The organism is Mycolicibacterium fluoranthenivorans (genome assembly GCF_011758805.1).
Classification (GTDB): Bacteria; Actinomycetota; Actinomycetes; order Mycobacteriales; family Mycobacteriaceae; genus Mycobacterium; species Mycobacterium fluoranthenivorans.
This window is the reverse complement of record NZ_JAANOW010000005.1, coordinates 37,619-63,878: the sequence shown is the minus strand read 5'-3', so window position 1 is coordinate 63,878 and position 26,260 is coordinate 37,619. Positions and strand designations below refer to the sequence as shown.

The following is a 26,260-nucleotide window of genomic DNA, read 5'->3' as shown; positions in this document are numbered from 1 at the left end:
GGTGACTGATCTGCCGAGCTTCACGGTGGACTGGAACGTCTTCGACATTCCGGGCACGGTGATCGCGGGGGAGTTGACCCGCCAAGCCTTGTCCAAGGCCCGGGTGGTGTTCACCTCGAACCTGGTTCAGACGTCGCTGCTGCGGTTCGGCGGCGACTCGCACCGGCCGCCGCACACCGTGTACGCCACCATCGACGGTGACGGATCCTTGGTCGATAAGGACGGGTCGCCGTTGAAACTGTTGGCCAACGACCCGGGTTTGTCGGTGACCGGCATCCAGTGGGCGGCGTCGGTGCTGCTGCCCGTGCCGGGACCGTTGCAGGAACTCCTGATCGGCCCATTCGATGCGCCGGTCGACGGTGCGACGCTGCAGCTCTCGACGGTCATTCAGACCGTCAGTCTGCCGCCGTTGGAGGACAACGAGTACATCATCGACGGGACACCGCTATGACTGCCACTCCGCTGCGCGCTCGGATCATGCCGTACCAGAAGACCGCTGCCGCGTTGGCCACGGAGAACGACATCCCGCTGCAGGGTGAGCGTGTCCGGGAGACGGACACTGGTCGGGAGAAAACGGGTGACGGCGAAACGCACTACAACGACCTGGACTACGACGACGATCCGGCAAAGCTGGATGGAGTCACTGAAACAGGGCTTACGGTACTTACCGGTGATCCTGCCGCCGCCCGGGCGGCGATCGGCGCGGTATCAACCACCGATATCGCGGCGGCCGTGAACAACGTGATCAACGGCGCGCCCGGGGCTTTGGACACTCTGAACGAGTTGGCCACGGCGCTAGGTGACGACGCGAACTTTGCGGCCACAGTCACCAACGCACTCGCCGGCAAGGCAGCTGCCGCGGCCGTGCTGCTATCCCTTGCGGCCAATCCAGACCAGCTCGCCACCGGAACCATCACCCGATCAGCGACCAGCGCTGCGACCGGATTCTCCGTCTCCTGGCCCGACGGAGCCACTGGAACATTCACGGGAACCGAGTCGACCAGCTTTCCCGGCGCGATCGACTCCTATGTGGTGACGCACGTGCTGTCTGCCGTGACCACGACCTACACCCAGCCCGCACTCACCAGAGACTCATCCGGTGCAGTGACCAACCGACCTGCGATCGTGGTGAGCTGACATGGGAGTGCTTGATCCACCCGCCCCCTCCCGCGCAATGGGCCCTGTAAAAGCGCCCCTGTCGACCCCGCCAGGGTTCTCCTGGACCACCTCCCCGCTGGCAGGGAAACTGTTCATTGACCAGTACGGAACACCATCGACCACCTTCGATCCGACGGCCCGTAAGTACGGATCGGGTGTGACCTACTACGTCGATATCGTGTCCGGCTCCGACGCAAACAACGGACTGTCGGCTGGGGCGGCGCTGCAGAACCTGTACACGGCTATGGCCAAGTCCGATGTCGGCACGGTGATGGTGAAAGGCTACGGATACACCAACCCTTACTACCGCAGTAAGGGATTCAACGGTGTCACCCAAGGCAAGAACATCAACGTCATCGGGTATGACGGCGGCACTGGTCTGCCGTATATCACCACTCATGAGGTACTGACTTACACGCTGTCGTCTGGGCAGACCAACACCTATGAGACGACACGCACCAGCGTGTCCGAAGTTATCGACATGGTGGCTGGTGCGCCGGGGGTTCGGTTGACGAAGATGACCAGCATCGCCACTGTTGAAGCGACGGTGGGGTCGTGGTGGCAGAACGGATCCACCCTCTACGTACACGCTTCTGACAACCGGAATCTGAACACCACCAACGCATCACGTATCTGGGCGCTACTGAACGTGCCGAACTTCAAGAACGTCGGCGACTACACCACCTACCTGCAGGACATGATCCTGTACGGCGGCACCGACGTTGTGAACGTCACCAACTCCACCTCCGCTGGTGCGGTGGCGACAATGGTCAACGTCGAGACAGGTTTGTCGCAGAACGCCGGATACAACAACGTGTCCATGCTGGGTGTGGATTCGGTACTGGTGAACTGCGAAACGACCCGCTCAGGTGCGGATGGATTCAACTACCACGCCAACGCTGGCAAGATCCCCCGCGCAATCGAAATCAACTGTCGCGCAACGGATTGCGGACACACGTCCAGCGATCAGTGCTCAACCGCCCATGACGGAGCGCAGGTGATACGAATCGGCGGAACCTATCGCACCGCGACTGCGTCGGTGGTCGCCGACATCAACGGCACCGGTAATAGCACACAGTCATGGAATATCGGGTGTTTGGCTGAGTCGCCGGGTGATGGGTACGCGGACTGGCAGTGTGGACTGTCAGGAGACACCAGCACGCCGGCAGCGAAGATGTGGCTGCACGGTTGCGAAGCGCGGGTTGCCAGTAATAAGACGTTCGGGGCGGCCCCCTACGGCGGCTCACAAATCCTATCCCGAGGTGGACGAATCGAACGCGCCCTCTCTCCGGTCACCGCCTACTGACTAGGCATCTTGTCGCACATCCGGATGAAGGGGAAGAACCCGGGCCATGAAAATCCCTGCCGCTATCACTGTCGGTGCCCTCGCCGGACTCACGCTGGCCGCCACCGTGGCCTACCTGTGGCTGATCGGCGTCGCCCCGCAATTCGAGAAGCAACTCTCCCACCACTAGGAGACCCCTTGCACACGTTGACTTTCCGCGGTGTCGATATCGCCTGCGCTCGCCGCTGGCAGCGGCTCTGCATGCACATGGCCGACCTGCCCGCCGGCATTCAGCGTGCGATGACGATCCGCGCCGGCCACCCCAACCGAACCGTGAGGGAGCTTCGATGAGTTTCACCCGTTTCCTTCAGGACGACCCGCTGCTGACGCGGGCCGACTACATGCGCATCTTCATCGACGTCGCGAACGAACTCGGTCTCGAGGAGAAGCCGGCCGCGGTGCTCGCCGGTATGTGCACGATGCAGGAAGTCGGGGTGAAGGACGGCGATGCGCCCTTCGAACGGCGCATCTGGTGCCCGGCCAACCCCACCCGTGAACCGTCGAGCGCGAACTACCCGCACGACAGCGAGTCCAACGACGGCCGATCATGCGGCATCTGTCAGCAGCAGCGCGGCCCGAACGGTGAACTGTGGTGGGGCACCGTCGCCGACGAGATGAACCCGCGCACCGCGATCCGCAACTTCATGCTGCGGCTGCCCAAGGAATTCCACGCCAACGACGGCATTGACGCCGGCCACTTCATCGCGGCCGCGAACTCGGCGAACGACGTCGTCCAGGGTGTGCAGCGATCCGGCGTTCCCGAGGCGTACGCGCAGTGGTGGGGCGACGCGATCCGCCTCTACAACGAGGTGAAGGCCGGCGCCCCGGTCACCGTCCCACCGCCGCCGGAGGAGATCGAATACGAGCACGGGCCTTGGACGGGTGACCCGGTCTGGCTGGCCGACGTGCTGCGCGCCGAAGGTTTGACGGTCATCGAGACGCCGGGATGGCTGGAATCCGGCCACGGCGACATGGGATCGCTGTGGGGTGTGATCAACCACCACACCGGGTCGAATGGCTCGACGTGGCAGTCGATCCGCAACGGCCGGTCGGATCTTGCCGGGCCTCTGGCGAACATCCATCTGCGCCGCGACGGTGTCGTCGAGCTCGTCGCCGTCGGGGTGTGCTGGCATGGCGGCACCGGGTACTGGCCCGGCCTCGGTCGGCACGTCGCGAATCAGCGGTGCATCGGCATCGAATGCCAGAACGACGGCGGCGGCACTCCCGGGAAGCCGCACCGATCGTCCTGGCCCGACGCGCAGTACGACGCCCTGGTGAAGGTGAACGCCGCCATCAACCGACGTATCGGTGTCGACGCATCGCACAGCCTGTCGCACAAGGAATACGACCAGGGCGACCCGCCCACCGCCGAGGGTAAGTGGGATCCCGGCGCGATCGACATGGACGTCCTGCGCGCCGACATTCAAGCCCAGATCGACCGCAAACCAACGAGCACTGGAGGTTTCCTGATGGCACTGACCGACAAGCAGCAGCAAGAACTCTACGAGGAGGTCATGAAGCGCGGCCCGTCCCGTGCGGCGCTGGCCGAGGACGGCAAAGACATTGAGACGATGCTCGGCTTCATCTACAACATCGACGGCAACATCTGGGACGGCCGGAACACGCTGGCCTACCTGCTCGACGTGCCGTACGCGGTCGAGCACGTGGAGCGCGTCGCCGAACACGGTGTCGCGGCGGACTCCTACGCCGCATCGAACCCGTTCGTCGCCGAATTCGGCCAGGACATGTGCAAGGCGCTCGTCGCGTTCAAACCGAAGTTCCAGGCCGTGTTCAAGACCGGGGGGAATTCCTGATGACCGCGCCGGCGCATCTCGTCGCGCAGGTCTCCTCCGGGTGGCATCCCGCCCGCGATATCGGGGATGTAGACCCGCTGCTCTCCGACGCCAAGACGTTCCTCAAGCGGTTCTCCTACGGCAAGGCCGAAGGCCTCGGGATCACCGACGTCGACGACACCTACACAGAGGGCTACGGTCGCGCGCAGGCGAAGTTCAAGGCCGCGGTCCGGCAGCTGGTGCAGGCCGGGCAGCGACCCGGACCCATCACCGACCTGGATGCCGAGTTCGACTGGGCCACCAAGTCGCAGATGCAGCTGCTCGCCCCGCCGCCCCCGGCGCCGGTCGACGGCCGCAAGCTCAAGCCGCTGTACATCAGCGTCGAAGGGCACATGTCCGACATGTTCATCGGGCCCGCGGTCGGTGTCGGGCAGCAGATGGAAGCCGAAGGCCTGGTCCAGCTGCAGCCCACCGGGTACGTGAATACGGCGATCCCGTTCCAGAGCAACACCGGAGTCTCCGAGGTGTGCCGGTTCATGCTCGACCCGGTACTGATGCCCGCCGGCCGGCCGTGGTGCATCAGCGGATTCTCCGAGGGCGACATCGTCGTCTCACGATTCCTGAACCGGCATGTCATCAACCCGACGGGCCAGTTCCATCACCGTCTCCGCGACCTGGTGTCTGTCCTCGAGATGGGCGCTCCGTACCGCCCCAAGGACTTCCTGGGCGATGCTGTGCTGCAACCGGATTCACCGAAGGCAGGCACGGGCGGGATCAGCCCGGAGTGGCTGCAAGTCGAGGCGCTCGGTGACCGGATCGCCTACCTGGTCCGACACGGTGACATGTACACCGAGACCCCGTTCGACAAGGCCGGGCAGATGCAGCGGTCCATCTACAGCCTGATCGCCGCCTCCGACCCGAAGGCACTGCTATTCGAGCTCGTCGCCGTAGGCATCAACCCCACCGCCGAGATCATGAACGTCGTCAACGCAATCCTGCGCGGCGTGCTGTTCCTCGGCAACATGACCCCCCATGGGGGTTACCAGCTGGGCCCGGCCATCGACTGGGTGCGCGGCAAGATCAAAGCGTCCGTATCGGCCTAGTTTGACGTACGCCGCGGGCATCTCGAACACACTGGCGACATTGCCGGGCCCCGCTTGTGGGGTTAACGTACGTGTTCTCAACTGTGAAAGCATGATTGCGTTTGCAGTGAGTCATGTTGCGCTCGTGATGAGTTCCAATCCGGACGCTGTCCTGAGAATTGGACACTTTTGTATCCCAGCGCAGATTCGCCGCGCGGTTGTCATCGGGATCGCTGTTGTTGTGGCAACCGTCCATCTCTGGCGATGGCCTAGGCCCGATGAACGCCTCCAGCACCAGCACGTGGATCCGTCGATTTCGTTTGTAGCCGTCTCTGGAGAGGCTGACTGTCAGGTAGTTGGTTGGCGGAGATCGGAACGGTGCTATCTCGGTCCCGTGATGGCGACGCCACGCCTTACTTCCATATCTGACGCTGCGGTCAAGGGATCTAACCCGTCCTTGATCTGAAACCTCGTACAGGCCCTCGTATCCGACTACTGGGCGCCAAAGTTCACGCATGACATAAGTCTACGACGCACATATGACAAGTGAAGTTAGAACCTGGAAGGACTGTCATGAAGAATCTACTCAACATCAGGTCGTGGGCCGATGCCCGCGCGTTCCTTCACGTTGCGCTGCCGGCCGTCGCCGCTGTGCTCACCGCTGCCGGGTACATCACCGCCACCGACGCCAACCTCTGGGCCGCGCTGGTCCTGGTGCTCGCCGACGCAGGACTGTCGACCTTCAACACCGCCAACGGGTTCCGGAAATTCCTGTACCCGGCGCTCGCGACGGCCGGAGCGCTGCTCGTCCGGTATGGCTACACGACCGATCAGGTGTGGGCGCTGTGGACCGGACTCGCTCCGGTGCTGTTCGGAGGCGGTGTGGCCGCCGCCAATACCGACACCACGACCGCAGGTCACAAGGCGTGACGTTGCCGAATCCGGCTGCCTGGAATGGCATCAGCATCGTCACGCTGATGATCTTTCTCACGGCGGGATTCATCTATCTGCTGCTCAAAGGGCATCTCATGCTCGGCGTGCATCATCGCCAGCTGATGGCGGAGAAAGACCGCGAGATAGCGGCCAAGGATGCCCTGCTGGTGGAGGACGCCAGGAGCATCGCGAAGTTCGCCGAAGCGGCGAACGTCACCACGGTGACTGCGGAGGTCCAGCAAGCCTTGGTTACAGCGATCCGTGAAGTCGCTCAGGAGCGGATGTCATGAAGCTGTGGTGGCGGAGGGAGATCGACGAGGCCCGTGAGAGCGCCGACCAGGCGGAACGGCAGCAGCAGTTCGCTGCAGAGAGCACCGCGAGGATGGCCGACGCAGCAGTGGAGCGGGCCAAGAAAGTGGGCAGTCAGTTGCGTGATGAGTTGGTGCAGAACGGTTTCGCAGAAGCGTTGCGCACTGCATTCGGGGGTGTGGGGTGACGACGGAGACGTGGGCGAACGTATTCCTGTGCCTTCTGTCCCTGGTGACGGACATCTACCTGCTCACCTATGTTGCGGCCTCGCCGTGGTGGGCCACGATGCTCGGCCGAATCTACGCGCTGAAGACGCTTCTGTTCGCCTTGGTGCTGACGCAGAACGCGGCGTCGGAATTGACCGACTCGGAGTACCCGGCCCGGCAGGTGATCCGCCTGGTGCTCTATGCAGGCAGCACGGTCGCGATGATCGCACTGTGGCAGATGATGCGCAGGTATCAACGCGAAGGGAAGGCGCTGCGCGCCGCGCTCGGGGATACCCGCCCGCAGTGGCGTGTGTGGGTCGACAGCCTGCGTGAGTGGATGCACCGCCAGTGATTCAGGGGTAGCCGCTCGCTGCTGACTTAGTACTCGATAGAACCGCCCCGTCTGGCCTCGTGCCGGACGGGGCGGTTTCTTTTCGTTGGTGGGCAGTACGGTGGCGGGGTGTCTGAGCCTGATCACGTCGTCCGTCAGCGGCCCCGCGGTCAATCCCCGTCGCTGGATGAGGTCGCCCTGCTGGTGCGGACTCCGGGCCGCTGGGATGGGTATCGGTCGTTCACCGATGCGCAGCGCCCCGACGCGGAGGCGTACGCCAAGCAGATGGGTGTCGCTGTGGAGCAGCTGGCACGGTGACCGATCTGGTGCGCGGTCCTCGTGGCTGGTCGGAGGTCGCCCCGACGGGCTGTCCGGCCGGTCACCCGTTCGGGCCGAACCGCACGCTGGTGGGGTGGACGTCGTGCCACGGCCAGCACTCTGGTGGGCATCGCACATGGGCGTGCCTGGCCCCGGGCTGTGGCGAGGTGGTGTACGGGCCGCCGCTATCGGAGGGATGCCGGCCCGGCACCGGGCCAGACGAGCGGTGACGGCGGATAGATGCCGTAGGTGCCGCGCGGGTCGCCAGCAAGCGCCAGGGCGTGCTGCTCGTCCGCCCGGGCGATGATCTCGGCGTTCTCAACGTCCGCGGCCAGGCGCTCCCACAACCGGGTCTCCCATTCCCGGTAGATGAGCCAGCCGACGCACGCGATCGCCGCGCCGCCGACGATCCACCAGAACAACTCCGCGGTGACCACCGCGACGATGACCCAACCCAGCAGCGCGACCATCAGGTAACCAGCCTTATGTCAACCTGCGGACGCAGAACTCGCCGTCGTCCAGGCGCACGATGTAGTCGCCGTTACGCAGTTCTCGAAAGTCACCCTCGGTGGCGAGCAGCGGCGCGTCCCACGTCCCGTCGTCGGCGAAGTTGAAGGTCAGGACCGGATCGCCATACGGATCGAACCCGTTGGCCCACCGACACAACTCTTCGAGGCTGAGGCGCGTTCCATTCCAGTAGCGCGTCTCAACGATCCTTGGATCTCTCACTCTCCCACCTCGTCTGGCTCTGGTCGCTGACCTGGGCGCAGTAGCATGGCGGGTAACGGTATGTCGCGGTTGCCATGCGGTTGGCTGTCACCGACCCGGTACCAGGACGCCCCATAGACGCGTTGGCGGAGCTGCCACGCATAGCCGTTCGCGTCCTCGATCACGGCCCGAAAGAGCTGACCACTCAAGTCAGCGATGGTGGCTAGTTCTTTGCTCATCTCTGTTTCCTTTCGCCGATAACGTTGCGGTAGGCCGTTAGTCGGCTGCGGCTGCGGCTGCGACTTCGCGGAGCACCTGGGCCACTGCGCGGCCCACGTTGCTCCCACCGACCGGATATCGGGCGTCCTCTGCCCGGCGAGCGGCTTTGATCAGCAACGTTCCATTGGTGTCATTCGGGCCCTTGTGCTGAACGTCGGGCACGCGGACGACGGCCAACTTCTCGTCTCGCAAGGTTGAGAGGACGTGCGAGGCCACGGACTTGGGGTCACCACCAAGTGACAGCTCTTCCTCTACAGCTGTGGCGATGATGTCTTGCAATTCGCTCATTTCAACTCCTGTCGATTGCCGATAAGTGGGGCGGTCCGTCGCGTCTTTGGCCCAGCAAACGGGTCCAGGCCGCCGGGCCGGGCGTGTGCGGTCGTGGACCGCACCGATTTTCATATCCGCAGGTGGCGACAGACGGTGAGTGTCCGGTCGACACAGGTGCCGGTGCTGGTCAATAGGCGACACGCCCGATCCAACAGTGGTTCGAATCCCCTGACCCCCAACGTCATCCGGTAGGCGGTTCTGTGCGGCACGGTGCCTGTTGTTGTCTAAAACAACAACAGGCAGGTCGGAGGCGTGTTTACCCAGGTCGCAGCAGGTCAAAATAGCTCCAATCATGCAGGTGAAACCACAAAACGCCTGTTCAGAAAGTGGTTCGATTCCCCTTAGCTCCACTCGTAGGAAATCCGCCCCGACCTCGGTCGGGGCGGATTTCGTTTCCTGTGGGGTTCTGTAGCTCCATTCAGATCGACTTCAACGCCGTTTGATCCGCTCGGATCGCGATCCTCACCACAGTCTGGATTCCCGCGTCCTGGTCATTCACGGTCGGGGTGACAGATGCGACGAGTCCGCAAAGTGTCGGGTGCCTGGCGACCACTGATCCACCCCGGCCCCGCCGGACGGCCGAACAGAACTTAGCCCTGATACGTCCGTGGGTTCACAGGCCGATCTGCGCACTCATTGCAATGTTTGCCAGTTGACGAAGGCATCTTGCGATTGACATGCCAGTCGACTTTATGGCAGGGTGCGCGTTGAAGCGGTAGCTGAGGAGTTCACCAGCATTTGCGAGGGGGTCTCGCCGCGGAACACGTTCGGGGGCGTGCTGTTAATGAGATTGAGTCTTGCTGTTTATGCGCGGCAGTCAATGTTCGCGTTCTTAGCCGGCTTGTTGGCGGCCAGTGTGGCTACCGCTGGTGCGGCGTTTGCTGACCCACAGGTCATGCCGGATCGGTGGACGCAGTTTGTCACTGATGACGGGTGGGTGGTGGATGTGAACACCACCAATGAGGTGATCGATCACATCGACAACCTGGCCGGTGCGTCGAATTCGTGGCAGGCCCGGGTGTCGGTGCGCGCGGAGGCGCGTATCAGCGGTACCGGTGGTGCGGTGATTCAGGATGCGCAGTTGGAAGCCGGGTATTTCGTCGGCTGCCGCACCGATTCGTCGGCGGGTGTCGAGGTGGGCGGCGATATCGGGATCGATCCGTATCAACAGGTCAATGGCCAGGTCTACGGCGGTGGCTACGGCGGCGGTGGTTCCGGTGGTGGCCAGGGCGGCGGGTTCGGCGGGGCGTCGGCTGGTGCGACCTTGGGAGTGCAGGAGCATCTGGGTGGTTACATCCGGGTGGTCCTCAAACCCGGTGGCCTGGCGCAGGTTCCGCTGGACCGGATCAGTCTGCGCAACATGCATGCGGTGTCGAATCTGCGTGATCAGAACATCGAAGCCGACGGGTGCGGTGGTCAGGTCAAGATCCAGTCCTATACGACAATTCGGATCCGTACCGATAACGGCAATGACACCCAAACCCTCTACGGCGAACCGAAAGACCTCTGAGATCATGGTGATTCGGACCAAGCTCGTTGTGGTGGCGTTGACGGTACTGGCAGCCATGGCGCCGGTGCCCACAGTTCACGCCGACCCAGTTCCGACGGATCCTACCCGGCCCGCAGTGCCGCTGCCGATCCAGCGTCCGATGCCCGCCGACCCGGGACGGGTGAATCCCATTGGTGGGGCCAGGATCTCCTCGACGATTCCGCAAGGTGAGACCGCCGGGCTGGAACCACCATTGGCCGCCCAAACCGAACGCGGTGAGGCGACCGTACCCATGTGGGCCAAAGACGGCATCTTCGCCCCGACCGCGCACCCCAACCGCCAGATCTCCCTCCACCTACCCGCCGAGGTGACGCTGGGTCCGGCGGCATGGCTGCCCGGCGGGGGCGGGGTGTACGGCTCACCCGACGTCGATTACACCGTGGTGCCCTATACCGGTGGCGGAGTGGATATCACGGTGACCCGCAAAACGGTGTTCTCCGCCTCGACCATCCCGTTCGGGATCAAACTCCCGGCGGCGACGCATCTGCGCCAAGGCCCTCACGTGGTGGTGGTCGAGACCGACGCTGTTCCCGGTAACCCATCGCGGGTGATCGGCACCTTCTCGATCCCTACGGCCACCGACGCCCACCAGGCACCCTTGTCGGTGACACCGACGTTGGGGCCGGGCTTTCCACCGGGACAGTCGAATCTGACCATCGATCTGGGGCCCGCGAACATTTTCGCGTTCCCGGTCACCATCGCCCTGTCTTACCGGGCCTCTGACGTGCCGACCACGGGTGCGCCCAACCCCAACTGGACCGGCCTGCCGGCCGGGGTCACCGTGCCAGCCGCACCTATCGACGGGCACTGCACCGGCGGACCTGATGCCTACACCAGCGCTGACGGTCGGGCCGCGAACTTCGTGGCGGCGTGTGTGACACAGCAGCAATGCCTGACCACCGCCCCGGCCTACACGTCGGTGGACTCCTGCAACAACCGCTTGTTGGCGCACATGTCGATCCAGTGCACCACGGTGTTCGGTCAAACCGGAGACGACTACGACGCCTGCACCCGTGCCGCTGCCGACTACGTCACCTGGACCAAAACCAACATGACGAGCGGGCCCGATGAACTGGACCATGAGCGCACTGCACGCGAATGGAGAGGTGTTCACTGAGGGAGATAACCGACGATGCCGACGATGAAACCGCCATTCAAGTCGCTTTCGCCGCGCTACCGACGGCTGTTGGTAGTTCCGGCGCTCCTCGCTGTGTTTCTCGCTGCGGTCATCACCACCACCAACGACTTTGAGGGGTCAACGGTTTCGGTGCTGCCTGGGGCGACCGCTGATCCAACCGGCCCCACTGGAGGGCCAGGCGGTGATGGCGGCTTCAACGGCGGCCAATTCCAGCCGCCCGGGATGCCCAGCCCACCAGGGGGATACAACGGCGGCTCTTATCCGCAGCCGGGGCAATCCGATTACGGCGTGGACATCAACTCACCGTCCGTGCAGGCACGCCAATACAGCCAGGCATCCCAATACCCACAGCAGTCTTACCCACGGCGCCAGCAGCCGGTACACGGCACCCAGCCGCCGGATTATGACCGACCGCTCCAGTCGGCGCCATCCCAGGCGCAGGTGCAGCAGAGCCAGCGGGATGTTCCGCAGCCATCGGCAACGGCAGAACCTCAAGAGTCGTCACAACCCGAGCAAGACCGACAGTCGGACTGCACCCTGAACACGTCAGCGGTGACCAACGGGCAAGTGGTGTACGCGGCGAGCCCCGAAGCGGCGGCGGCCGCGGGGCAGGCTGCACAGGAATGGGTGAATGCGGGCTCGGTTCCCATCACTGAGGCCAGCGCGACCGGAGCCTCACCGACGGTGGTGATCGAGTTCTCCCGCGATCCCACGGTGGGCATCGCCGAGTACACCTCCGGCAGCGACACGACCCCTGCGCGAATACGGGTCAATCCGGACAACTTGTCTGTGCAGGAGTTGGCTTCGGTGTTGGCCCATGAACTCGGCCACGCCCTCGGTCTGGCGCATTCGGACGATCCTGCGGCGTTGATGAACCCGGGTGGTCAGCCCCAAGGTGGTCCGCAAGCTGCCGATATCGCGGCGCTGCAACAAGCCTGCACAAGCGGACCAAAAACCCCCAATGTTCCCGAACAACAGACCTGGGGAGCATGCGGGCGCACCTCACCGGAAGACAAGACCGTGCGCACCTTCGCCCGCGCACCCATCAACACACCCGGCCACGCCATGGTCGAAGGCACCTCCACCCTGTATTGCGGCAATCTCAAAAACGGGTACCGCCACATCGCCGACGGCCACGAAAGCGATTGGCAGCGTATTGACGGTAGATACAATTGGCGTGACAACGCTGATCACAGCATCGAGGTAGCGCTGCAACACCCGATGACCGTCTGCTACGCCGAGACCAACGGTACATTCGTGATCGGCTATCTCTTGTTCGAGAAGAACCTCCGCAATGGCGGGCAGCTGACAGGAAAGACGCTGTGGGCGAACGTCATCATTGACGGTGGCGGCGGGAAGATCATCACCGCATACCCTTCGTCTGTTCCGAGAGGGTGCGCATAGACATGTCCGCCACCCAACGCAACACGCTACGCAACATCATCCTCGCCCTGATCATGATTGGAGCGGTCCTTATGGTCACGAGTTGTGGTGACAACAACTCCGGTGGTGGCGACCAGCCGGCCGTGAGCGCACCCGCCCTGCCGACTTGCGCGCAGATTGGCGATGCGCTTCACGGACTAGTCGCCAACCTGGAACCGGTCAACCTAAACCGAACCCAAGAGGACATCGAAAGCGGTGCCATGTGTCGGTGGGAAGACAAACCAACAGGAAAGAGCATTCTCATCGGAGCGAAATATGGCCCGATCGACGTGCAGGAGATATACGACCAGAAGGGAGTCTGGGATCCGTCCACTTCCATGATGCCCGTGTACTCGCTGGCCAAGCCAGACGGCCAGGAACGTTCGGATGCGGTCTTCGTCATATATGACGGCAGCGCCGAGCGGTATGAGCCAGGTTGCGAGGTGAACTTGACCTATTTCACGCCAAAGTTCAAGGTTCAATTCATCGGGGAGGAGTACGTGATCGATCAGGCCAAGGATGCAACGCTGCGGGTGGCGGATTTGATGCGATGAGCCCCACGCTGGGCAATAGGGGATCGTGGCTCAGTGTGGGTCGTGGCGGGCTCTGGTGTGGGTGAGGCGGTATCAGTGATGCCGGTTTCGATGGTTGTTGCCGCCGAAGCAGAGTAGGTCAACCGTCGCTGCATATAACCGCGGGCACGGATCAGCTGGACCATCAACTGGGTCCCCCTCAGCCCCACTCTCCGGGACCCATCATGCCGGGACCCATCATTCCTGGACCCGACTGTGCAGGGCCGTACTGCCCCGGGCCGTACGGCCCGGGTGCCCATTGTCCGGGACCCCAGCAGTCGGGATGCCAGATGCCGTCAGTGTCCCAACATCCTGGCGGGTCTAGCGGATTTGGACCCTGGGCCGGATAGGGGCTTCGAGAGACGGAGGACGGCGCAGGTGCCGACAGGTCACTTCCGGCGGTACCCCCACTAGGCGCGGCCCACAGCATCGAGCCGGTAAGCGCGACGATTGCGGCGCTGGTGACTGTCCATGTTGTGGCGCTGACCATGATCTTCTCCCCTTCTCGTCCGTCTGAGCGTGCTGCGAGGAGTTACGCGATTGGGCTGACATCCAACTCGGCGTACATGCCGGTCCAGTAGTGACCGGTGATGTTGCAGATCAACTCGTAGCGTCCCGGTGTCAGGTTCACCGTGGTCCACCCGCTGGCCCCTGAGGCAATGCCGGTGTTGGTCGCGTTGTCGTCACCTTTGTCAGCACCGCAGGAGCGTGAGGCTTCACCAAGGCTGCCTGCCTCATCGACCTTGCCGTCTGGACCGATGGCCCGCTGGCCGGGGTACTGGCCCTTCGCGAGAGGCAGGACGACCAATTCGTGGTTCAAGGCACCGGCATTGGTCACTCGAAAGGACACCTGTCCCGGCGGAACGGTGGCCGGATTGATGAGGATGCGCATCATCCCGATCATGCCCATCGGCGCGCCTTGATCGCCGGTTCGGCCCGGCCCCATCATGCCGCCCGGTCCCATCATCCCGTGCATATCGGCGAGGGTGATGTCGACAACGGTGCCCGGCAACGCGGGCGCGGAGCATGACGGGATCACAGGAGACCGCCCAGGTCCCATCACGCCGGGACCCGTCATCATCCCTGGACCCATTCCGAAGCCCGGCGGATACGGCGGGCTCGCAGCTATCTGGTTGTGCCGCATGACTATTCCGATGCTCAGTGCCGCTGCGCAGACTATGGCGACGACCAACGCCGTGAGGGCGATAGTCAAATCGCGCGATCTGCGAAGAGTCATCATGGCGGTCAGCGGTGTTCGCGCAGCAGAGCCATGCGCTGCCGGAACTCGTCACCGTCGATCTCACCTCGCGCGAAACGGTCGGCCAGTCGGTCTTCGGCACGCATGCCCTCTGGGCCCGCACCGCCTCGATGGTGAAGGCTCGCGCTGCCCGACAGGTAACGCACGGCGAAGATGATCGCCACCACCACGGCCACGACCAGCAGCACCATCAGCACACTCATCACGACGCCGCCCCAGCCCCAGCTGCTGTGCCATCCATTGCCCCACCCGTATCCACACATCGCTGCCTCCCAAACGCCACGCCTGTCGTACTCGTTGTGGGGCCAGCATGCGCGGGCCGTGCGCTAGGTAGTAGGGCCGATGGTCCTTTTATCGACCGGACTGCTATGGCATCGCCAGGCAGTGCCGGCGGACCTACCGCGGGTCGAGCTGGTACAGGCGGTGGGGCTGGTTCAGTCCACCGTCTCCAAACACCTTGCCTGCCTGCGGGAGTGCGGTCTGATCGACGTACTCGCCGCTGCCCAGATTGTGCTGGAGGCCCCGCGTGGTGAATTACCTCGCGGCCAGACGGCCGAACGACCAATCTGGCGAGATGTCTGCTGCGCTTTCGATTTTCGCCCCGAACGTGGACTGCCCATCGCTCTGGAGGCGACCATCGGCCCCGCTCTTAGTCCGATTCGCTCTTCGCGGAGGACGCATCACCCTTGCCCGACGACGCGCCGGCCCCTGCGGTGGCTCTGCCCTCCGACGTCACGGCGGGTTCGGGGGTACGGGGCTTGGGGGCGGGCTTGGGCTTGACGCCCTTCTTGGGGTTGGTCCCCTTCATGCCGGGGCCGAACTTGGCGCCGGGCCGGGTGACCTTGTCACCCTTGGCGTCGTCGGTCTTCGGCGATGCCCCGGCGGTGGACCCCGCTTCGGTCTTCGTCTCGGACTTGGTGTCGGTGTCGGTCTTGGTGCCCGACGTGCTCTCGGACTTGGTATCCGGCTTGGTGTCGGGCTTCGCTTCCGGCTCGGCCGCAGTCTTCGGATCGCTGACAGCCGCTGTGCCGGTGTTGGTCTCGGTTGCCGACTCCGTCGCGGTGGAAGTCTCGGGTGCCGTTGTGGTGGAGGCCTTCGGCTCGGTCGCCTCGGTCTCCGGCTCGGTCGCAACCTCGCTCGCCTCGGTTGCCGGCTCGGTCACTTCCGCCTCGGCCACGGGGTCGGCGGTGGTACTCGTTGCCTCGCTGTCGACATCGGTGCTTGCCGGCTTCTCTTCGGCCTTGGTGTCAGCGAGAGCGGATGTCGCCGTGGTGGTTTCGTGCTTGACGGTGGTTGCCGTCCGAGCGGATGCGCTCTCGCCGACGTCGGTTGCCTTCTCGACGGATTCCGCCGTGACAGCAGAGGTGGTGTCTGCCTCGCTGCTGGCCGCTGCGACGCGCGCCGCCGCGGTGGCGACCTTGGCTATACCGAAGATCCCGCCGAGCAGGTTCTTCACCGCCTTCATCATTGCCATGGCCGTCATCGGCACGAAGTTGATGATCGTCGCCACCATGGACGCTAGCTGGTGGGCGAAGGCGGCCAATCCGGTCTGCGGCTTGGGTTTGGTGGGATTTGTCGGCTTGGGCCCGGTCAACTCCAGGATCAGCTTCCTGATCACGTCGGCGGCGGCCTTCTCGTTCCAGGAGTAGTCGAACAGGCCGAAGTGGTGTTCGGTGTTCGTGCTGTTGGCGGGGCCGGTGTCCTTGACGTTGTAGATGAAGATGGGACCGCCGTTGAGGAACTTCTGCCAGGACCGGATCATGTCCTCCATGAAGTCGGCCTGCTTCTGCAGATCGGCCGCGGTACCGCTCACCGTGGGCTGGCCGTACTCGCTGATCCAGATCTTCAGGTCGGCGTCACCTTTGACGTTCATCAGCGCCCGGATGGCCTGCAGCTGCGCGAGTGCCGATGTTCCCGGCCACGTATTGGCAGGGCCCGCACTGAATTTCACCGAGTAGTTGTAGGGATGGAATGAGATCGCGTCGAAGTATCCCTGGGCACCGTTGGCGTACATCTGGGTCACGAAGCTCACCGGGTCCAGGGTGAGGTTTCCCAGGGTCAGTCCGGCGCCGACGACACCACCGATCACCTTGATGTCCTGATTGGTACTCGCGGCGACCGTCTTGATCGCCGTGTAGGCCTTCTTGAGCATCTCGGTGTAGGAGGCCGCGCTGACGGGGTTCCATTCCAGGAATCCGTTGGGCTCGTTCCAGATCTCGTAGGCCGAGATCTTGCCCGCGTACCGCTCGGCGACGGTCGCGGCGAACTGGGCGTAGGTGTCCGGGTCGGGATGGCCGTTACCCAGGGAACCAGCCCATGGCGGGGTCTTGTTGAGCACGCCGAGAATGCCCATCCCGCGATCGGAGGCCGCCTTCACGATGTAGTCGGTCTTGGCCCAGTTGTACTTGGTGGCACTCGTCGGCTGGATGTTCAGCCAGAACACGCCGACACGGACATTGGTGACGCCGAGCGACAGCATCTTGTCCAGTGCCTTGTCGATCTCGGCGTTGCTCATCGAGTACAGGTTCGACTCGGCAATGCCGATCGTGGTCGGGGACTCGTCGATGGCCGTCGTATTGACGATGTCGTACGAGGCCTGCCGCACGGTCGGCGCGTGACCATTCTGTGTGGTCGGCAAGAGATATTGACTCGTTGTTGCTGCGAATAGTGCTACCGCGGTCACTGCAATTACGGAACGAACGGCAATCCTTCGGAAATGCCTGAGCGCATGGCTCATGACGGCGACTCCTCCTCTGAACTGCAGCAATTCAGACGCGTGACCAGCTTCTTGCCCAAAAGTTATGTGGGCAACAGCAAATTGGCAAATTATCCATATTGCGCATTAAGGTGGCCGCATTCAGTACCTGATGCTCGTAATTCGGCAAAGGATCGGTCGATGATTCCGATTCTTATCAGGCATCGGTAAGTCGAGTTATGGCAACATTCGCGGAAAGCTGCATCGCGCTCGGTGCGAACCGAAGGGCCATCTGCCCGTGGGCCGCTAATGCACAGTAGATTCCCAGTTTTGGGACGTCGCCTCCCGCGCGCATGCATCGGGTGTGGTCTCAGAGTGTCGGGACGCGCGATGGCTGGCGAATTCGGACGGAGTCTCGTCTGATCCGAAGACGTCGCCGCCCTGGCCTCAGGGGCAAGATTCGTTCGGCGGCGCGGAGGTATCGCGAGTCGCAGGCGACCCCGCGGCCGCAGGTAAAACGCCTGCTCGCCGCCCTATTGCCGGGCGAGAATCTCAGAGAACATTTACAGTTCGCTTAGGCTGGTCGCCTTTACGACCCCGGTATCGGCCCGGCGGCCGGCCGGTCTCAGAGCTCTGGGGTCTGCCCGGTGACCTGAAAGATGACCCGACGCCCGATCTCCACGGCGTGGTCGGCAAAGCGCTCGTAGAACCTGCCCAGCAGGGTGATGTCCACCGCGCTGGCCACGCCGTGGTGCCACTCCTTGTCCATCAGAACCGTGAACAGGTGCTTGTGCAGATGATCCATGGCATCGTCGTCCCGGCTGATCTGGGCGGCTCGCTGAGGATCGCCCGACAGCACCACTTCCTGGGCGCAATTGCTGAGTTCGACTGCGATACGGCCCATTTCGGCGAAGTAGCCGTCGACCTCCTCGGGTACCGCATGTCCGGGGTGGCGGCGTCGCGCGATCTTGGCGACATGCAGCGCCAGCCCGCCCATCCGCTCGGAGTCGGCGACATTCTGAATCGAGCCGACCACCAGGCGTAGGTCGCTCGCGACGGGCGCCTGCAACGCCAGGAGGACGAACGCAGCCTCTTCTGCCTGGGTGCGAAGGTCCACCAGGTGGTCGTGATCGGTGATGACCTGCTCGGCGGTCACCAGGTCGGCCTGCAACAGGGCCTGCGTGGCGCGTTCCATGGCCACTCCAGCCAGCCCGCACATCTCGCTGAGCATCTGGGTCAGCCCGTCGAGCTGGTCTTGGAAAGCGGTGCGCATTGTCACACAGTAGATGCTGAACGCCACGACAGGTGCACTTGGTGAACTCACCATGAATGCGATCTGGCTGGGTGGTGAAAGGAGTTGCCCCCGATGGGGCTTTCCGGCTAACAAGGTTTCAACGCTGACATGTGGCCGGATGGCCGAGGGGGAACTGTGGCGCTATCCGATGTTCTGGCGCGCATCTTGGGATTCCTTCGTGCCGGTTATCCCGAGGGCGTCCCAGCCGACGACTACATCCCGTTGGTCGCCGTGTTGAGGCGGCGCTTGTCGGACGACGAAGTGCTCACGCTGACAACTCAATTGATTGCGTTGGGAAACAGGCCGGCGCACGGGACCGACGTGCGGGTGGCGATCACCAAGCTCACCGACGAGATGCCCTCGCACGAGGACGTGCAACGCGTCGAGCACCGGCTGCTGGCGGCCGGCTGGCCGATAGACGACCCGCTGACGTTTCCGAAATAGGTTGTGCCAGGTGATCGCGGATGGTGAGGCGACCCCGGACGGTGACGCGGTGGTGCTCCGGCTTGTACAGCCCGCTGAACGTGCGCAGGCAGAATTCTTCGCCGATGTGCTCCGACAGGAGATCGCCACGATGACAGCGAAAGTTGCGAAAGCCGAAGCAGATTGGCGCCGCCGCTGCGACGAGAAGGGCTATGTCGAACCGCCGTGTCGGATCGGGGTGGTGCTGCGACGTGTCGAGGAGGCAACGCGGATGCTCGGCGCGATCGACGAGCGCTTTCTGCGTATACGGTGAACGGGAATAGGCCCGGGCCGTCGCGGCGTTGCTCGCCACTATGAGCAGACCTTTCGGAGAGACAGAGCGCGAAGAGTTCCTGGCGGCCAAGCGTGTCGGAGTGCTGTCCGTGGCGTCGGGCGATGCACGGCCGCCCGCCAGCGTCCCGATCTGGTACGACTACACCCCGGAGGGTCTCATCCGGATCAACACGGGGGCGGCCTCGCGCAAGGCCCGGCTCATCGCCCGGGCGGGCGCGGTGACACTGGTGGTGCAGCACGAAGAGCCGCCGTACCAATACGTCGTCGTCGAAGGCAGTGTCGTCGAGACCATCGAGCCCGCTCCGCTGCAGGCGCGGGAGGAGATCGCCATCCGGTACCTGGGCGAGGAAGGGGGGCGGGCGTTCGTCGACTCCATGAAGGACATGCAGAGCGTGCTGTTCATGGTGCGTCCGGACCGGTGGCTCACCGCGGACTACTCCTGACGGTGGCGCGGCCTGCGGGCGGTCCCCCCGGCAGCGGGTCTGTACCGGGGGAACCTGGCGCGGAGACCACCCGGGTTGGGCTCGTGCGCCTTCGGCAGGGATCCCCACCCGGCAGCTGATCGAAACCTGTGTGGTCCGCACTCAGGGCACCAGCACCAGCTTCCCGGTCAGCCGGCCGGTCCGGCTCAGGGTGTGGGCCTCTTCGGCGCTGGTCAGCGGTAGACATTGGGCGATGCTCACCCGCATGGTGCCGTCGGCCACTGCGGCGATCAACGGCTCGAGTCGCGCCCCGGTCGGCTTGCCAAGAATGCCCTTGGATTTCCGTGGCGCGATGAGTCGGGCAAGTGCGGCGCCGGCGTCATCGCCGGCCACCATGATGTGCCGCCCGCCGGGGGCGAGCAGGGCGCGGCATCCGCGGCCGGAGTATCCGCCGGCGCAGTCGACGATGACGCTGAACGGGCCGTACGCCTTTGCCTGGCTGAGGGCATCGCCCCGCCGATAGTCGATGACCACATCGGCGCCGAGCTCTTCTACCCGCTCGACATTGGCGGTTGAGCACACGCCACCGACGAACGCGCCCTCCTGCTTGGCGATCTGCACCACGAGCTGTCCGACGCCGCCGGAAGCACCCAGTACCAGCACTCGACGCTGCGCAGTCGGCACCCGCCGGATCCGGCCGAGTTCCACCACCGACATCCACGCGGTGACGCCCGGGATGGGCAGCGCGCCGGCCACCGTGATATCCACCGAATCGGGCACCCGGCAGATCTGGTCCTCGCGCACCACCACGGTGTCGGCATAGGACCCGCGCTGTCTTCGGGCGAAGTTGGTGCCACCGGCGACCCGATCGCCCACGGCGGCACGTGTCACCCCGGGGCCGACGGCATCGACCACACCGGCGAAGTCGACACCCACGATCACCGGGGGCCTTGGCCCCAGGAGGCGGGCCGCCCAGCGCAGGGGACCGTGGCTGCGCATCTTCCAGTCCACTGGATTCACCCCGATGGACTGCACCCGTATCCGGACCTCGCCCCCGCGGGGTTCGGGGGTGGGGAGCTCCAGCAGTTCCAGCGGTTCCCCGGCTGCCCAGGTCCGTTGGGCCATCGCCTTCACCGCGCTTGTCCTGTCGGAGATCGGCCCACCCGTACAGCCTAGTGAGTCAGCGGCCAGGCCATGGTGAGAATCAGCCGCTCGCAAACCAATTGGTGGATCGCCATCGCACGGATGCCTCCGGCGCCTAAGGTGCGTAGTCGACGAAGGGGGAGGATCCGGTGGCGGCTTGGCTGGTGGAACACATCCCTGCGGGACTGCTCCTGCTCATCTTGATCGCGGTCATCGCCGGCGGTGCGATCCTGCTGTTGACGGTGATACGCCACCGCTACCCGGCGCTGAACCAGGATGAGCACAATGATGTCACCAGGTTCACCTACGGGGTCATCGGGTTCGTCTACGCGTTCTTCATCGGTTTCGTCGTCTCGTCGATGTGGGGTCAGATCAACACCGCAGACGGCAATGCGCGGGCCGAGGGCGCCGCAGCGGTGCAGATGGCAACGGACGCCACGGTATTCGCTCCCGCCGACGGCGATCGCATCAGGACTGCGCTGCTGACCTACGAGAACGCCGCGATCGCCGAATGGTCCGCCGGCGACAACCGACGGTCCGCGGCCGCTGATCACGCGCTGGTCGAACTGCGCACCGCCTACGCACAGGTGCAGGCCACAACCGATGCCCAGAAGACCGTCCTGTCAACGTCATTCGGCAACCTGGACAAGATCGCTCAGGCGCGAACCGTGCGCATCCTGCAGGCGCGCAACGACGACGGGCCGCCGTGGCCACTATGGGCGGTCATCTTCATCACCAGCGCCATGGTGCTCGGCGCCGCGGTCGTCTACGGCGTGGAGCGGCCCGTGATGCACTACCCGATGGTGCTCATCGTCGCCGTGTTGGTCGCCACGAATCTGTTCCTGGTGCTCGAACTGGCGCACCCGTTCGTCGGTGACATCGCCACCTCCCCGGACCCCTTACACGAAGTGGTTCAGGTGCTGACGGAACCGCCGAGCTAGTCCCGGCCGGCCAGGTACTCGCGCACATCGGCGTCGAGTTCGACGCCGAAGCTGCGCAGCATCCAGCCCAGCGTCTCGTAGGCGCCGACGGTGAAGATGGCATCGAGGAGCTGCTCGGTGCTGAGCTCCGCCGACAGCGTCGCCCACGTCGCGTCGCCGATCACGCCGTCGGCGACCAGTTCATCGGCGGTGCGCAGCAGCGCAGCGTCGACCTCGGACCACGTCGACGCGTCCGGGCCCTCGGTGATCGCGGCGATCTCACTGCGCGAGATCCCGACATCACCGGCGATCACCACATGCTGGGCCCACTCGTATTCGGACTGCCGCAGCACCGCCGTCCGCAGAATGAGCAGCTCACGCTGGCGCGGGCTCAGCGAGGTCGCCGACAGCAGGTGACCGTTGAACGTGAAGAACGCGCGCGCCAGTTCGGGGTGATACGCGAACGCGCCGAGCACGTTGAGCCCCTTGGGCCTGCCGTCGGTGGGGATCTGCGCATGGCGCCGCACCGGCGGATTCATCGCGGCGAGGGCGTCGCGCATCGTGGGCGGCCACTGGGTGGGGGGTAGCGGGTCGACACGGGTCATTCGGGCGGCCGGTCCTCTCCTGGCAGACGGCCGTCCACGACGACGCCGGCGGCGTCGTCGATCGGCCGGATGATGGTGGTGAAATCCGAGTGCGCGCCCCGATCGATCGGGGCGCTCCTCAAGATTGCCCCACGGCCTCCGGCACCGGCCGGGCGAGGCCCACTTCCGCTACGGTCAGATGACGGCGGGCTCCTACAGTTTCCACAAGTTGTTGGACAACAACTTCTGCAACTTGCCGACCACAGCGGTGACCTCGGCGTCGGTGCCGACGAATCCGGCGTAGAACCCCACCCCGAACATCAGCACCAGCAGCATGTCCACCAGGGTGTCCGGGTCGGTGCTCGGATCAAACTGCCCGTCGGCGACCGCTTCGGTGACGGCGGCACGCACGAAGGTGCGCACTTCGTCGCGCGGGGCGTAGGAATCCTGGCTGAGCTCCGGATGTCGCTGGGACTCCAGCATCGAGGTCACCAGGAACGCCGCTGCAGAGTCGTACTCGCGGTGCGCGAGCAGAGTTCCGCTGAGGAACGCCGACAACCGGTCCACGAGGGTGGTCTGGGTAGCGGCGGCGGTCACACCCGCGGTGATCAGTGCGGCATTGGTCGCCGTCAACACCTCTTGGTACAGGGCCCGCTTGTTGGCGAAGTAATGGTTGATCGCCGGTCGGGTCAGATCGGCACGTTCGGCGATCGCCTGAAATGTGGCCGCGTCGTAGCCAAGTTCGCTGAAAACCTGCCGGGCTGCACGGATGATCCGCTCGCGAGTCTCCGAGCCGTTAGCTGCCCGGGGGCGACCGCGAGTACGGCGCAGCGTTTGAGTCATACGCGGAGTTTGCCACACTTATCTGACCGGTGCGTAGAAACGCCGTTCCCCACCGCCGGCTCAGGCCCTACACAGCAAAGTTCCGTTCGCGTGGTGGCTTCTCCGCGGACCAGGCCGTAGCCTCGTGACGTGTCTGGAGTGACCGATGCGCGTGCCGGTGAACTGGCCGCGTTGGAGTTCTTCGCCGGGTGCACCGCGCAGGACCTGGCGCCACTGGCGGCGCTGCTACAGCCGCTGACGGCCGCACCCGGCGAGGTGCTCATGCGCCAGGGTGAGCACGCGGTGTCCTTCCTGCTGATCGGTACGGGGTGTGCCGAGGTCGTCCACATCGGTCAGGGCGGCGAAGCGACGGTGGTGGTGCCGCTGCATCCCGGCCTGGTGGTCGGGGAGATCGCCCTGCTGCGCGGTATCCCGCGAACTGCGACGGTGACCGCGACCGATCGACTGACCGGCTGGGTGGGCGACTCTGCGGCGTTCGCCACCATGCTGGATCTGCCGGGCGTGATGGACCGGATGATGCGGACCGCCCGGCAGCGGCTGGCGGCCTTCATCACCCCGATTCCGGTCTCGCTGCGCGACGGGACCGAGCTGTATCTGCGGCCGGTGCTGCCGGGCGACAACGAACGCACCATCCACGGCCCCGTGGAGTTCTCCAGCGAGACCCTCTACCGCCGGTTCCAGAGCACCCGTTCGCCGACGGCGTCGCTGATGGCCTATCTGTTCGAGGTCGACTATGTCGATCACTTCGTCTGGGTGCTCACCGACGGCCCCGACGGGCCGGTGGTGGCCGACGCGCGATTCGTGCGCGAGGGGCATGACGCGACGACGGCCGAGGTCGCGTTCATCGTGGGGGACGCCTACCAGGGACGCGGTGTGGGCACGTTCCTGATGGACGCGCTCGCGGTGGCGGCGCGGGCCGGCGGGGTCACGACGTTCACCGCCCGCGTGTTGTCGGAGAACTATCCGATGCGGGCGATCCTCGACCGGGCCGGTGCGCGCTGGGACCGCGAAGACCTCAACGTGGTGACTACCGTGGTGGACGTGCCTGAGGTGTCGATGAGCCCGCGACGGTATCGGGCCATCTACGAGATGGCCAGGCGAGTGATGCGGGCGGTCGGGTGATGGCACCGGGCCACCCGCTTTCCAGCGGCCGGCGGCCGCCCCTGAACAAAGACACCAGGCTGTGCATCTCGCTGGCGGCCCGTCCGAGCAATATCGGTACCCGTTTCCACAACTACCTCTACGAGGAACTCGGTCTGGACTACCTCTACAAGGCGTTCACCACCACCGATATCGCCGCGGCCATCGGCGGTGTGCGTGCGCTCGGCATCCGGGGCTGCTCGGTGTCGATGCCGTTCAAATTCGACGTCATCGCGCTGGTCGACGAGGTCGAGCCGTCGGCGCGGGCCATCGAGTCGGTCAACACCATCGTCAACGATGACGGGTACCTGCGTGCCTCCAACACCGATTACCTTGCGGTGCAACAGCTTATCGACAGCCACCGGCTGGATCCCGACGATGCCGTCATCATCCGGGGCAGTGGGGGGATGGCCAGTGCGGTCGCCACCGCGTTCCAGGCCAGCGGTTTCGGCTCGGGCACCGTCCTCGCGCGCAATGCCCGAGCGGGCCGGCAACTGGCGGACCGGTTGGGTTACGCCTATGCGCCCGAGGTCGGTTCGCTGCGCGCGCCGATCTTGGTCAACGTCACGCCCATCGGTATGTCCGGCGGCCCCGAGGAGTGCCAACAATCATTCGACGATGACGTAATCGCCAAGGCGCACAACGTCTTCGACGTTGTCGCGTTGCCTTCGGAGACGCCGCTGATCGCCGCGGCACGCGCGGCGGGTGTCGAGGTGATCACCGGCGCAGAGGTCATCGCGCTGCAGGCAGCCGAACAGTTCGAACGCTATACCGGGGTCCGGCCGTCACCGGAACAGATCGCCGCGGCCTCGGCGATCTCCCGTGCCTAAGGCGCGTTGACCACCGTGATCGGCTTGCGCACCCGCTCGACCTGATGCCCGGTGACACCGGAATAGAAGATGCGGGCTCCGACGAACCATGACAGTGACGAGTGCACCGAGGTCGCGGTCGGGGCGGCATCAGGGGGCAGTGGCAACGCGAACGGCAGCTCGAACTCGGTGCCGCCGAGCATCGGGACCTTTTTGCCCAGGTGCAGCGGCGGCCCGTCCAGCGTGCCGCCCTGTGCGGGATAGCGCTCCAACGGATGGTGTTCGCGTTCTCGCTGCCAATAGACCGCGATATCGGCGGTCGGCAGGTCCTGCTGTGGCCGGACCACCAGGTGGCCGGTGATGGCGGCGCCGGCCAGCCCCACGGGTGAGGCCAGCACGATGTCCAGCTGCGAGGCCGCATCGCCCATATAGCGTTCCTGCGGTTCGTCTACCGCGTCGACATCACCGACCCCGATCACGACGGTGAACTCGCCCTTGGCGTCGACATCGCGACCGCCTCTGTCGAGGACCAGCCGGCAGCCCCAGCGCGCCACCTGAGGGGATGAGCCCGGAGCCCAGGACGGCACCTTGAATGATGCGGTGGTTCCGGTGAACTCATCGGCAGCCAGGGGAATCTCCGTGCGGGAGACGCACACCCAGTCATCGGTGTCGCGTTCGCCGCCGTAGTCGGTGCCGACCTCGCCGGCCATCCACAGCGTGTCGTTGGCGGCCGAGGCAGCCGAGTCGGCCCGGCCGGCCCAGTGATACCGGTAAAAGTTGTCGTAACCCCACTCCAGCCGCGCCGAGGTGACCTTGTCGACCGGTTTGTCGGCGGTGACGGTCGCTGTGACGGATTGACGCGGCCGCACCACGCCGGGGGTGATCTCGATGCGTACACCGCCGGTGCGGTTGAACAGTCCCAC

General features: G+C 64.7%; 34 protein-coding genes and 1 pseudogene. 22 read left to right on the top strand and 13 right to left on the bottom strand.

Features of this window, described 5'->3' with window-relative positions; translation table 11 throughout:
* The first annotated feature begins 1 nt into the window (after position 1).
* The 6 genes from FHU31_RS29080 (at position 2) to FHU31_RS29060 (ending at position 5,399) form a co-directional block, all read left to right on the top strand.
* A complete protein-coding gene (locus FHU31_RS29080) occupies positions 2-451 on the top strand; it encodes a hypothetical protein (RefSeq protein ID WP_167164560.1) in 450 nt (149 codons plus the stop codon).
* Positions 448-1,137, top strand: a complete 690-nt coding sequence (locus tag FHU31_RS31310; RefSeq protein WP_208411581.1) for a hypothetical protein — start codon at positions 448-450, stop codon at positions 1,135-1,137. The genes FHU31_RS29080 and FHU31_RS31310 overlap by 4 nt, the downstream gene beginning before the upstream one ends.
* Before the next feature lie 178 nt (positions 1,138-1,315).
* A complete protein-coding gene (locus FHU31_RS29070) occupies positions 1,316-2,464 on the top strand; it encodes a hypothetical protein (RefSeq protein ID WP_167164558.1) in 1,149 nt (382 codons plus the stop codon).
* A gap of 46 nt (positions 2,465-2,510) precedes the next feature.
* The gene (locus tag FHU31_RS31940; RefSeq protein ID WP_263987786.1) at positions 2,511-2,633 is read left to right on the top strand and encodes a hypothetical protein; all 123 of its coding nucleotides are present in this window, start codon (positions 2,511-2,513) and stop codon (positions 2,631-2,633) included.
* A gap of 157 nt (positions 2,634-2,790) precedes the next feature.
* Complete coding sequence (locus tag FHU31_RS29065) at positions 2,791-4,317, top strand: peptidoglycan recognition protein family protein (protein ID WP_234901741.1); 1,527 nt, start codon at positions 2,791-2,793, stop codon at positions 4,315-4,317.
* Positions 4,317-5,399 carry a hypothetical protein gene (locus FHU31_RS29060; RefSeq protein ID WP_167164556.1) on the top strand — a complete coding sequence of 361 codons (1,083 nt, stop codon included), beginning with the start codon at positions 4,317-4,319 and terminating at the stop codon, positions 5,397-5,399. Before FHU31_RS29065 ends, FHU31_RS29060 begins: the two co-directional genes overlap by 1 nt.
* Here FHU31_RS29060 and FHU31_RS32245 read toward each other — a convergent pair.
* Entirely contained in the window at positions 5,377-5,895 is a 519-nt protein-coding gene (locus tag FHU31_RS32245) for an NUMOD4 domain-containing protein (RefSeq protein WP_167164554.1), read from the bottom strand. The two genes, FHU31_RS29060 and FHU31_RS32245, sit on opposite strands and share 23 nt — an antisense overlap.
* Before the next feature lie 56 nt (positions 5,896-5,951).
* On the opposite strand from FHU31_RS32245, the gene FHU31_RS29050 reads away from it, so the two are divergent.
* The 5 genes from FHU31_RS29050 to FHU31_RS29030 all read left to right on the top strand — a co-directional run bounded on the left by FHU31_RS29050 (position 5,952) and on the right by FHU31_RS29030 (position 7,475).
* Complete coding sequence (locus FHU31_RS29050; RefSeq protein WP_167164552.1) at positions 5,952-6,308, top strand: phage holin; 357 nt, start codon at positions 5,952-5,954, stop codon at positions 6,306-6,308.
* A complete protein-coding gene (locus FHU31_RS29045) occupies positions 6,305-6,601 on the top strand; it encodes a hypothetical protein (RefSeq protein WP_167164550.1) in 297 nt (98 codons plus the stop codon). Before FHU31_RS29050 ends, FHU31_RS29045 begins: the two co-directional genes overlap by 4 nt.
* Positions 6,598-6,807 (top strand): DUF7620 family protein, encoded by a 210-nt coding sequence (locus FHU31_RS29040; protein WP_167164548.1) that lies wholly within the window; start codon positions 6,598-6,600, stop codon positions 6,805-6,807. The genes FHU31_RS29045 and FHU31_RS29040 overlap by 4 nt, the downstream gene beginning before the upstream one ends.
* A complete protein-coding gene (locus tag FHU31_RS29035; protein ID WP_167164546.1) occupies positions 6,804-7,178 on the top strand; it encodes a putative phage holin in 375 nt (124 codons plus the stop codon). Before FHU31_RS29040 ends, FHU31_RS29035 begins: the two co-directional genes overlap by 4 nt.
* A gap of 108 nt (positions 7,179-7,286) precedes the next feature.
* Positions 7,287-7,475, top strand: a complete 189-nt coding sequence (locus FHU31_RS29030; protein ID WP_167164544.1) for a hypothetical protein — start codon at positions 7,287-7,289, stop codon at positions 7,473-7,475.
* A 185-nt stretch (positions 7,476-7,660) separates the two neighbouring features.
* Here FHU31_RS29030 and FHU31_RS29025 read toward each other — a convergent pair whose 3' ends face one another.
* From FHU31_RS29025 to FHU31_RS29015, 3 genes are all read right to left on the bottom strand, one after another.
* Positions 7,661-7,945: a hypothetical protein gene (locus FHU31_RS29025; RefSeq protein ID WP_167164542.1), complete on the bottom strand. Its 285-nt coding sequence runs from the start codon at positions 7,943-7,945 to the stop codon at positions 7,661-7,663.
* 13 nt (positions 7,946-7,958) lie between these two features.
* A complete protein-coding gene (locus tag FHU31_RS29020; protein ID WP_167164540.1) occupies positions 7,959-8,204 on the bottom strand; it encodes a hypothetical protein in 246 nt (81 codons plus the stop codon).
* Between the two features lie 255 nt (positions 8,205-8,459).
* Positions 8,460-8,750 carry a hypothetical protein gene (locus FHU31_RS29015; RefSeq protein WP_167164538.1) on the bottom strand — a complete coding sequence of 97 codons (291 nt, stop codon included), beginning with the start codon at positions 8,748-8,750 and terminating at the stop codon, positions 8,460-8,462.
* 862 nt (positions 8,751-9,612) lie between these two features.
* Here FHU31_RS29015 and FHU31_RS29010 point away from each other — a divergent pair.
* From FHU31_RS29010 to FHU31_RS28995, 4 genes are read left to right on the top strand one after another with little or no spacing between them, the layout of a single operon-like run.
* Positions 9,613-10,302, top strand: a complete 690-nt coding sequence (locus FHU31_RS29010; protein WP_167164536.1) for an MspA family porin — start codon at positions 9,613-9,615, stop codon at positions 10,300-10,302.
* A 4-nt stretch (positions 10,303-10,306) separates the two neighbouring features.
* The gene (locus FHU31_RS29005; RefSeq protein ID WP_234901740.1) at positions 10,307-11,458 is read left to right on the top strand and encodes a hypothetical protein; all 1,152 of its coding nucleotides are present in this window, start codon (positions 10,307-10,309) and stop codon (positions 11,456-11,458) included.
* Between the two features lie 24 nt (positions 11,459-11,482).
* Complete coding sequence (locus FHU31_RS29000) at positions 11,483-12,883, top strand: matrixin family metalloprotease (RefSeq protein ID WP_167164534.1); 1,401 nt, start codon at positions 11,483-11,485, stop codon at positions 12,881-12,883.
* Positions 12,884-12,885: 2 nt separating this feature from the next.
* Positions 12,886-13,455 carry a hypothetical protein gene (locus FHU31_RS28995; RefSeq protein ID WP_167164532.1) on the top strand — a complete coding sequence of 190 codons (570 nt, stop codon included), beginning with the start codon at positions 12,886-12,888 and terminating at the stop codon, positions 13,453-13,455.
* Positions 13,456-14,005: 550 nt separating this feature from the next.
* Here the strand turns inward: FHU31_RS28995 and FHU31_RS32240 are convergent.
* Complete coding sequence (locus FHU31_RS32240; protein ID WP_409371168.1) at positions 14,006-14,440, bottom strand: sulfocyanin-like copper-binding protein; 435 nt, start codon at positions 14,438-14,440, stop codon at positions 14,006-14,008.
* A 278-nt stretch (positions 14,441-14,718) separates the two neighbouring features.
* Complete coding sequence (locus tag FHU31_RS28985; protein ID WP_167164528.1) at positions 14,719-14,994, bottom strand: SHOCT domain-containing protein; 276 nt, start codon at positions 14,992-14,994, stop codon at positions 14,719-14,721.
* Between the two features lie 79 nt (positions 14,995-15,073).
* On the opposite strand from FHU31_RS28985, the pseudogene FHU31_RS31935 reads away from it, so the two are divergent.
* Positions 15,074-15,208: pseudogene (locus tag FHU31_RS31935) on the top strand (ArsR family transcriptional regulator); the annotation flags it as partial.
* A gap of 172 nt (positions 15,209-15,380) precedes the next feature.
* Here FHU31_RS31935 and FHU31_RS28975 read toward each other — a convergent pair.
* A complete protein-coding gene (locus tag FHU31_RS28975; protein WP_167164526.1) occupies positions 15,381-17,369 on the bottom strand; it encodes a glycoside hydrolase family 5 protein in 1,989 nt (662 codons plus the stop codon).
* Positions 17,370-18,051: 682 nt separating this feature from the next.
* Positions 18,052-18,699, bottom strand: coding sequence for a phosphate signaling complex protein PhoU (gene phoU, locus FHU31_RS28970; protein WP_167164524.1), 648 nt, complete (start codon positions 18,697-18,699; stop codon positions 18,052-18,054).
* A gap of 156 nt (positions 18,700-18,855) precedes the next feature.
* Here phoU and FHU31_RS28965 point away from each other — a divergent pair, with 156 nt between their 5' ends.
* The 3 genes from FHU31_RS28965 to FHU31_RS28955 are packed head-to-tail and all read left to right on the top strand — an operon-like array spanning position 18,856 to position 19,919.
* On the top strand, positions 18,856-19,164 hold the full coding sequence (locus FHU31_RS28965) for a DUF3349 domain-containing protein (RefSeq protein WP_170847422.1): 309 nt from the start codon (positions 18,856-18,858) through the stop codon (positions 19,162-19,164).
* A 10-nt stretch (positions 19,165-19,174) separates the two neighbouring features.
* Positions 19,175-19,456, top strand: a complete 282-nt coding sequence (locus FHU31_RS28960; RefSeq protein WP_167164522.1) for a hypothetical protein — start codon at positions 19,175-19,177, stop codon at positions 19,454-19,456.
* A 40-nt stretch (positions 19,457-19,496) separates the two neighbouring features.
* Positions 19,497-19,919, top strand: a complete 423-nt coding sequence (locus tag FHU31_RS28955; RefSeq protein ID WP_167164520.1) for a pyridoxamine 5'-phosphate oxidase family protein — start codon at positions 19,497-19,499, stop codon at positions 19,917-19,919.
* Between the two features lie 141 nt (positions 19,920-20,060).
* Here FHU31_RS28955 and FHU31_RS28950 read toward each other — a convergent pair whose 3' ends face one another.
* Positions 20,061-21,023, bottom strand: a complete 963-nt coding sequence (locus FHU31_RS28950; protein ID WP_208411580.1) for an NAD(P)-dependent alcohol dehydrogenase — start codon at positions 21,021-21,023, stop codon at positions 20,061-20,063.
* Positions 21,024-21,190: 167 nt separating this feature from the next.
* On the opposite strand from FHU31_RS28950, the gene FHU31_RS28945 reads away from it, so the two are divergent.
* Positions 21,191-21,982 (top strand): bestrophin-like domain, encoded by a 792-nt coding sequence (locus FHU31_RS28945; RefSeq protein ID WP_263987788.1) that lies wholly within the window; start codon positions 21,191-21,193, stop codon positions 21,980-21,982.
* Here the strand turns inward: FHU31_RS28945 and FHU31_RS28940 are convergent.
* The 3 genes from FHU31_RS28940 to FHU31_RS28935 all read right to left on the bottom strand — a co-directional run bounded on the left by FHU31_RS28940 (position 21,979) and on the right by FHU31_RS28935 (position 23,388).
* Positions 21,979-22,566, bottom strand: coding sequence for a carboxymuconolactone decarboxylase family protein (locus FHU31_RS28940; protein WP_167164516.1), 588 nt, complete (start codon positions 22,564-22,566; stop codon positions 21,979-21,981). The two genes, FHU31_RS28945 and FHU31_RS28940, sit on opposite strands and share 4 nt — an antisense overlap.
* Positions 22,563-22,688 carry a hypothetical protein gene (locus FHU31_RS31930; protein ID WP_263987789.1) on the bottom strand — a complete coding sequence of 42 codons (126 nt, stop codon included), beginning with the start codon at positions 22,686-22,688 and terminating at the stop codon, positions 22,563-22,565. The genes FHU31_RS28940 and FHU31_RS31930 overlap by 4 nt, the downstream gene beginning before the upstream one ends.
* Positions 22,689-22,758: 70 nt before the next feature.
* Positions 22,759-23,388, bottom strand: a complete 630-nt coding sequence (locus FHU31_RS28935) for a TetR/AcrR family transcriptional regulator (RefSeq protein WP_167164514.1) — start codon at positions 23,386-23,388, stop codon at positions 22,759-22,761.
* 129 nt (positions 23,389-23,517) lie between these two features.
* Here FHU31_RS28935 and FHU31_RS28930 point away from each other — a divergent pair, with 129 nt between their 5' ends.
* Together FHU31_RS28930 and FHU31_RS28925 are read left to right on the top strand one after the other, a co-directional pair.
* The gene (locus FHU31_RS28930) at positions 23,518-24,510 is read left to right on the top strand and encodes an acetyltransferase Pat (RefSeq protein WP_167164512.1); all 993 of its coding nucleotides are present in this window, start codon (positions 23,518-23,520) and stop codon (positions 24,508-24,510) included.
* Positions 24,510-25,358 (top strand): shikimate 5-dehydrogenase, encoded by an 849-nt coding sequence (locus FHU31_RS28925; RefSeq protein WP_167164510.1) that lies wholly within the window; start codon positions 24,510-24,512, stop codon positions 25,356-25,358. The genes FHU31_RS28930 and FHU31_RS28925 overlap by 1 nt, the downstream gene beginning before the upstream one ends.
* Here the strand turns inward: FHU31_RS28925 and FHU31_RS28920 are convergent.
* On the bottom strand, positions 25,355-26,260 hold the full coding sequence (locus FHU31_RS28920; protein ID WP_167164508.1) for a hypothetical protein: 906 nt from the start codon (positions 26,258-26,260) through the stop codon (positions 25,355-25,357). The two genes, FHU31_RS28925 and FHU31_RS28920, sit on opposite strands and share 4 nt — an antisense overlap.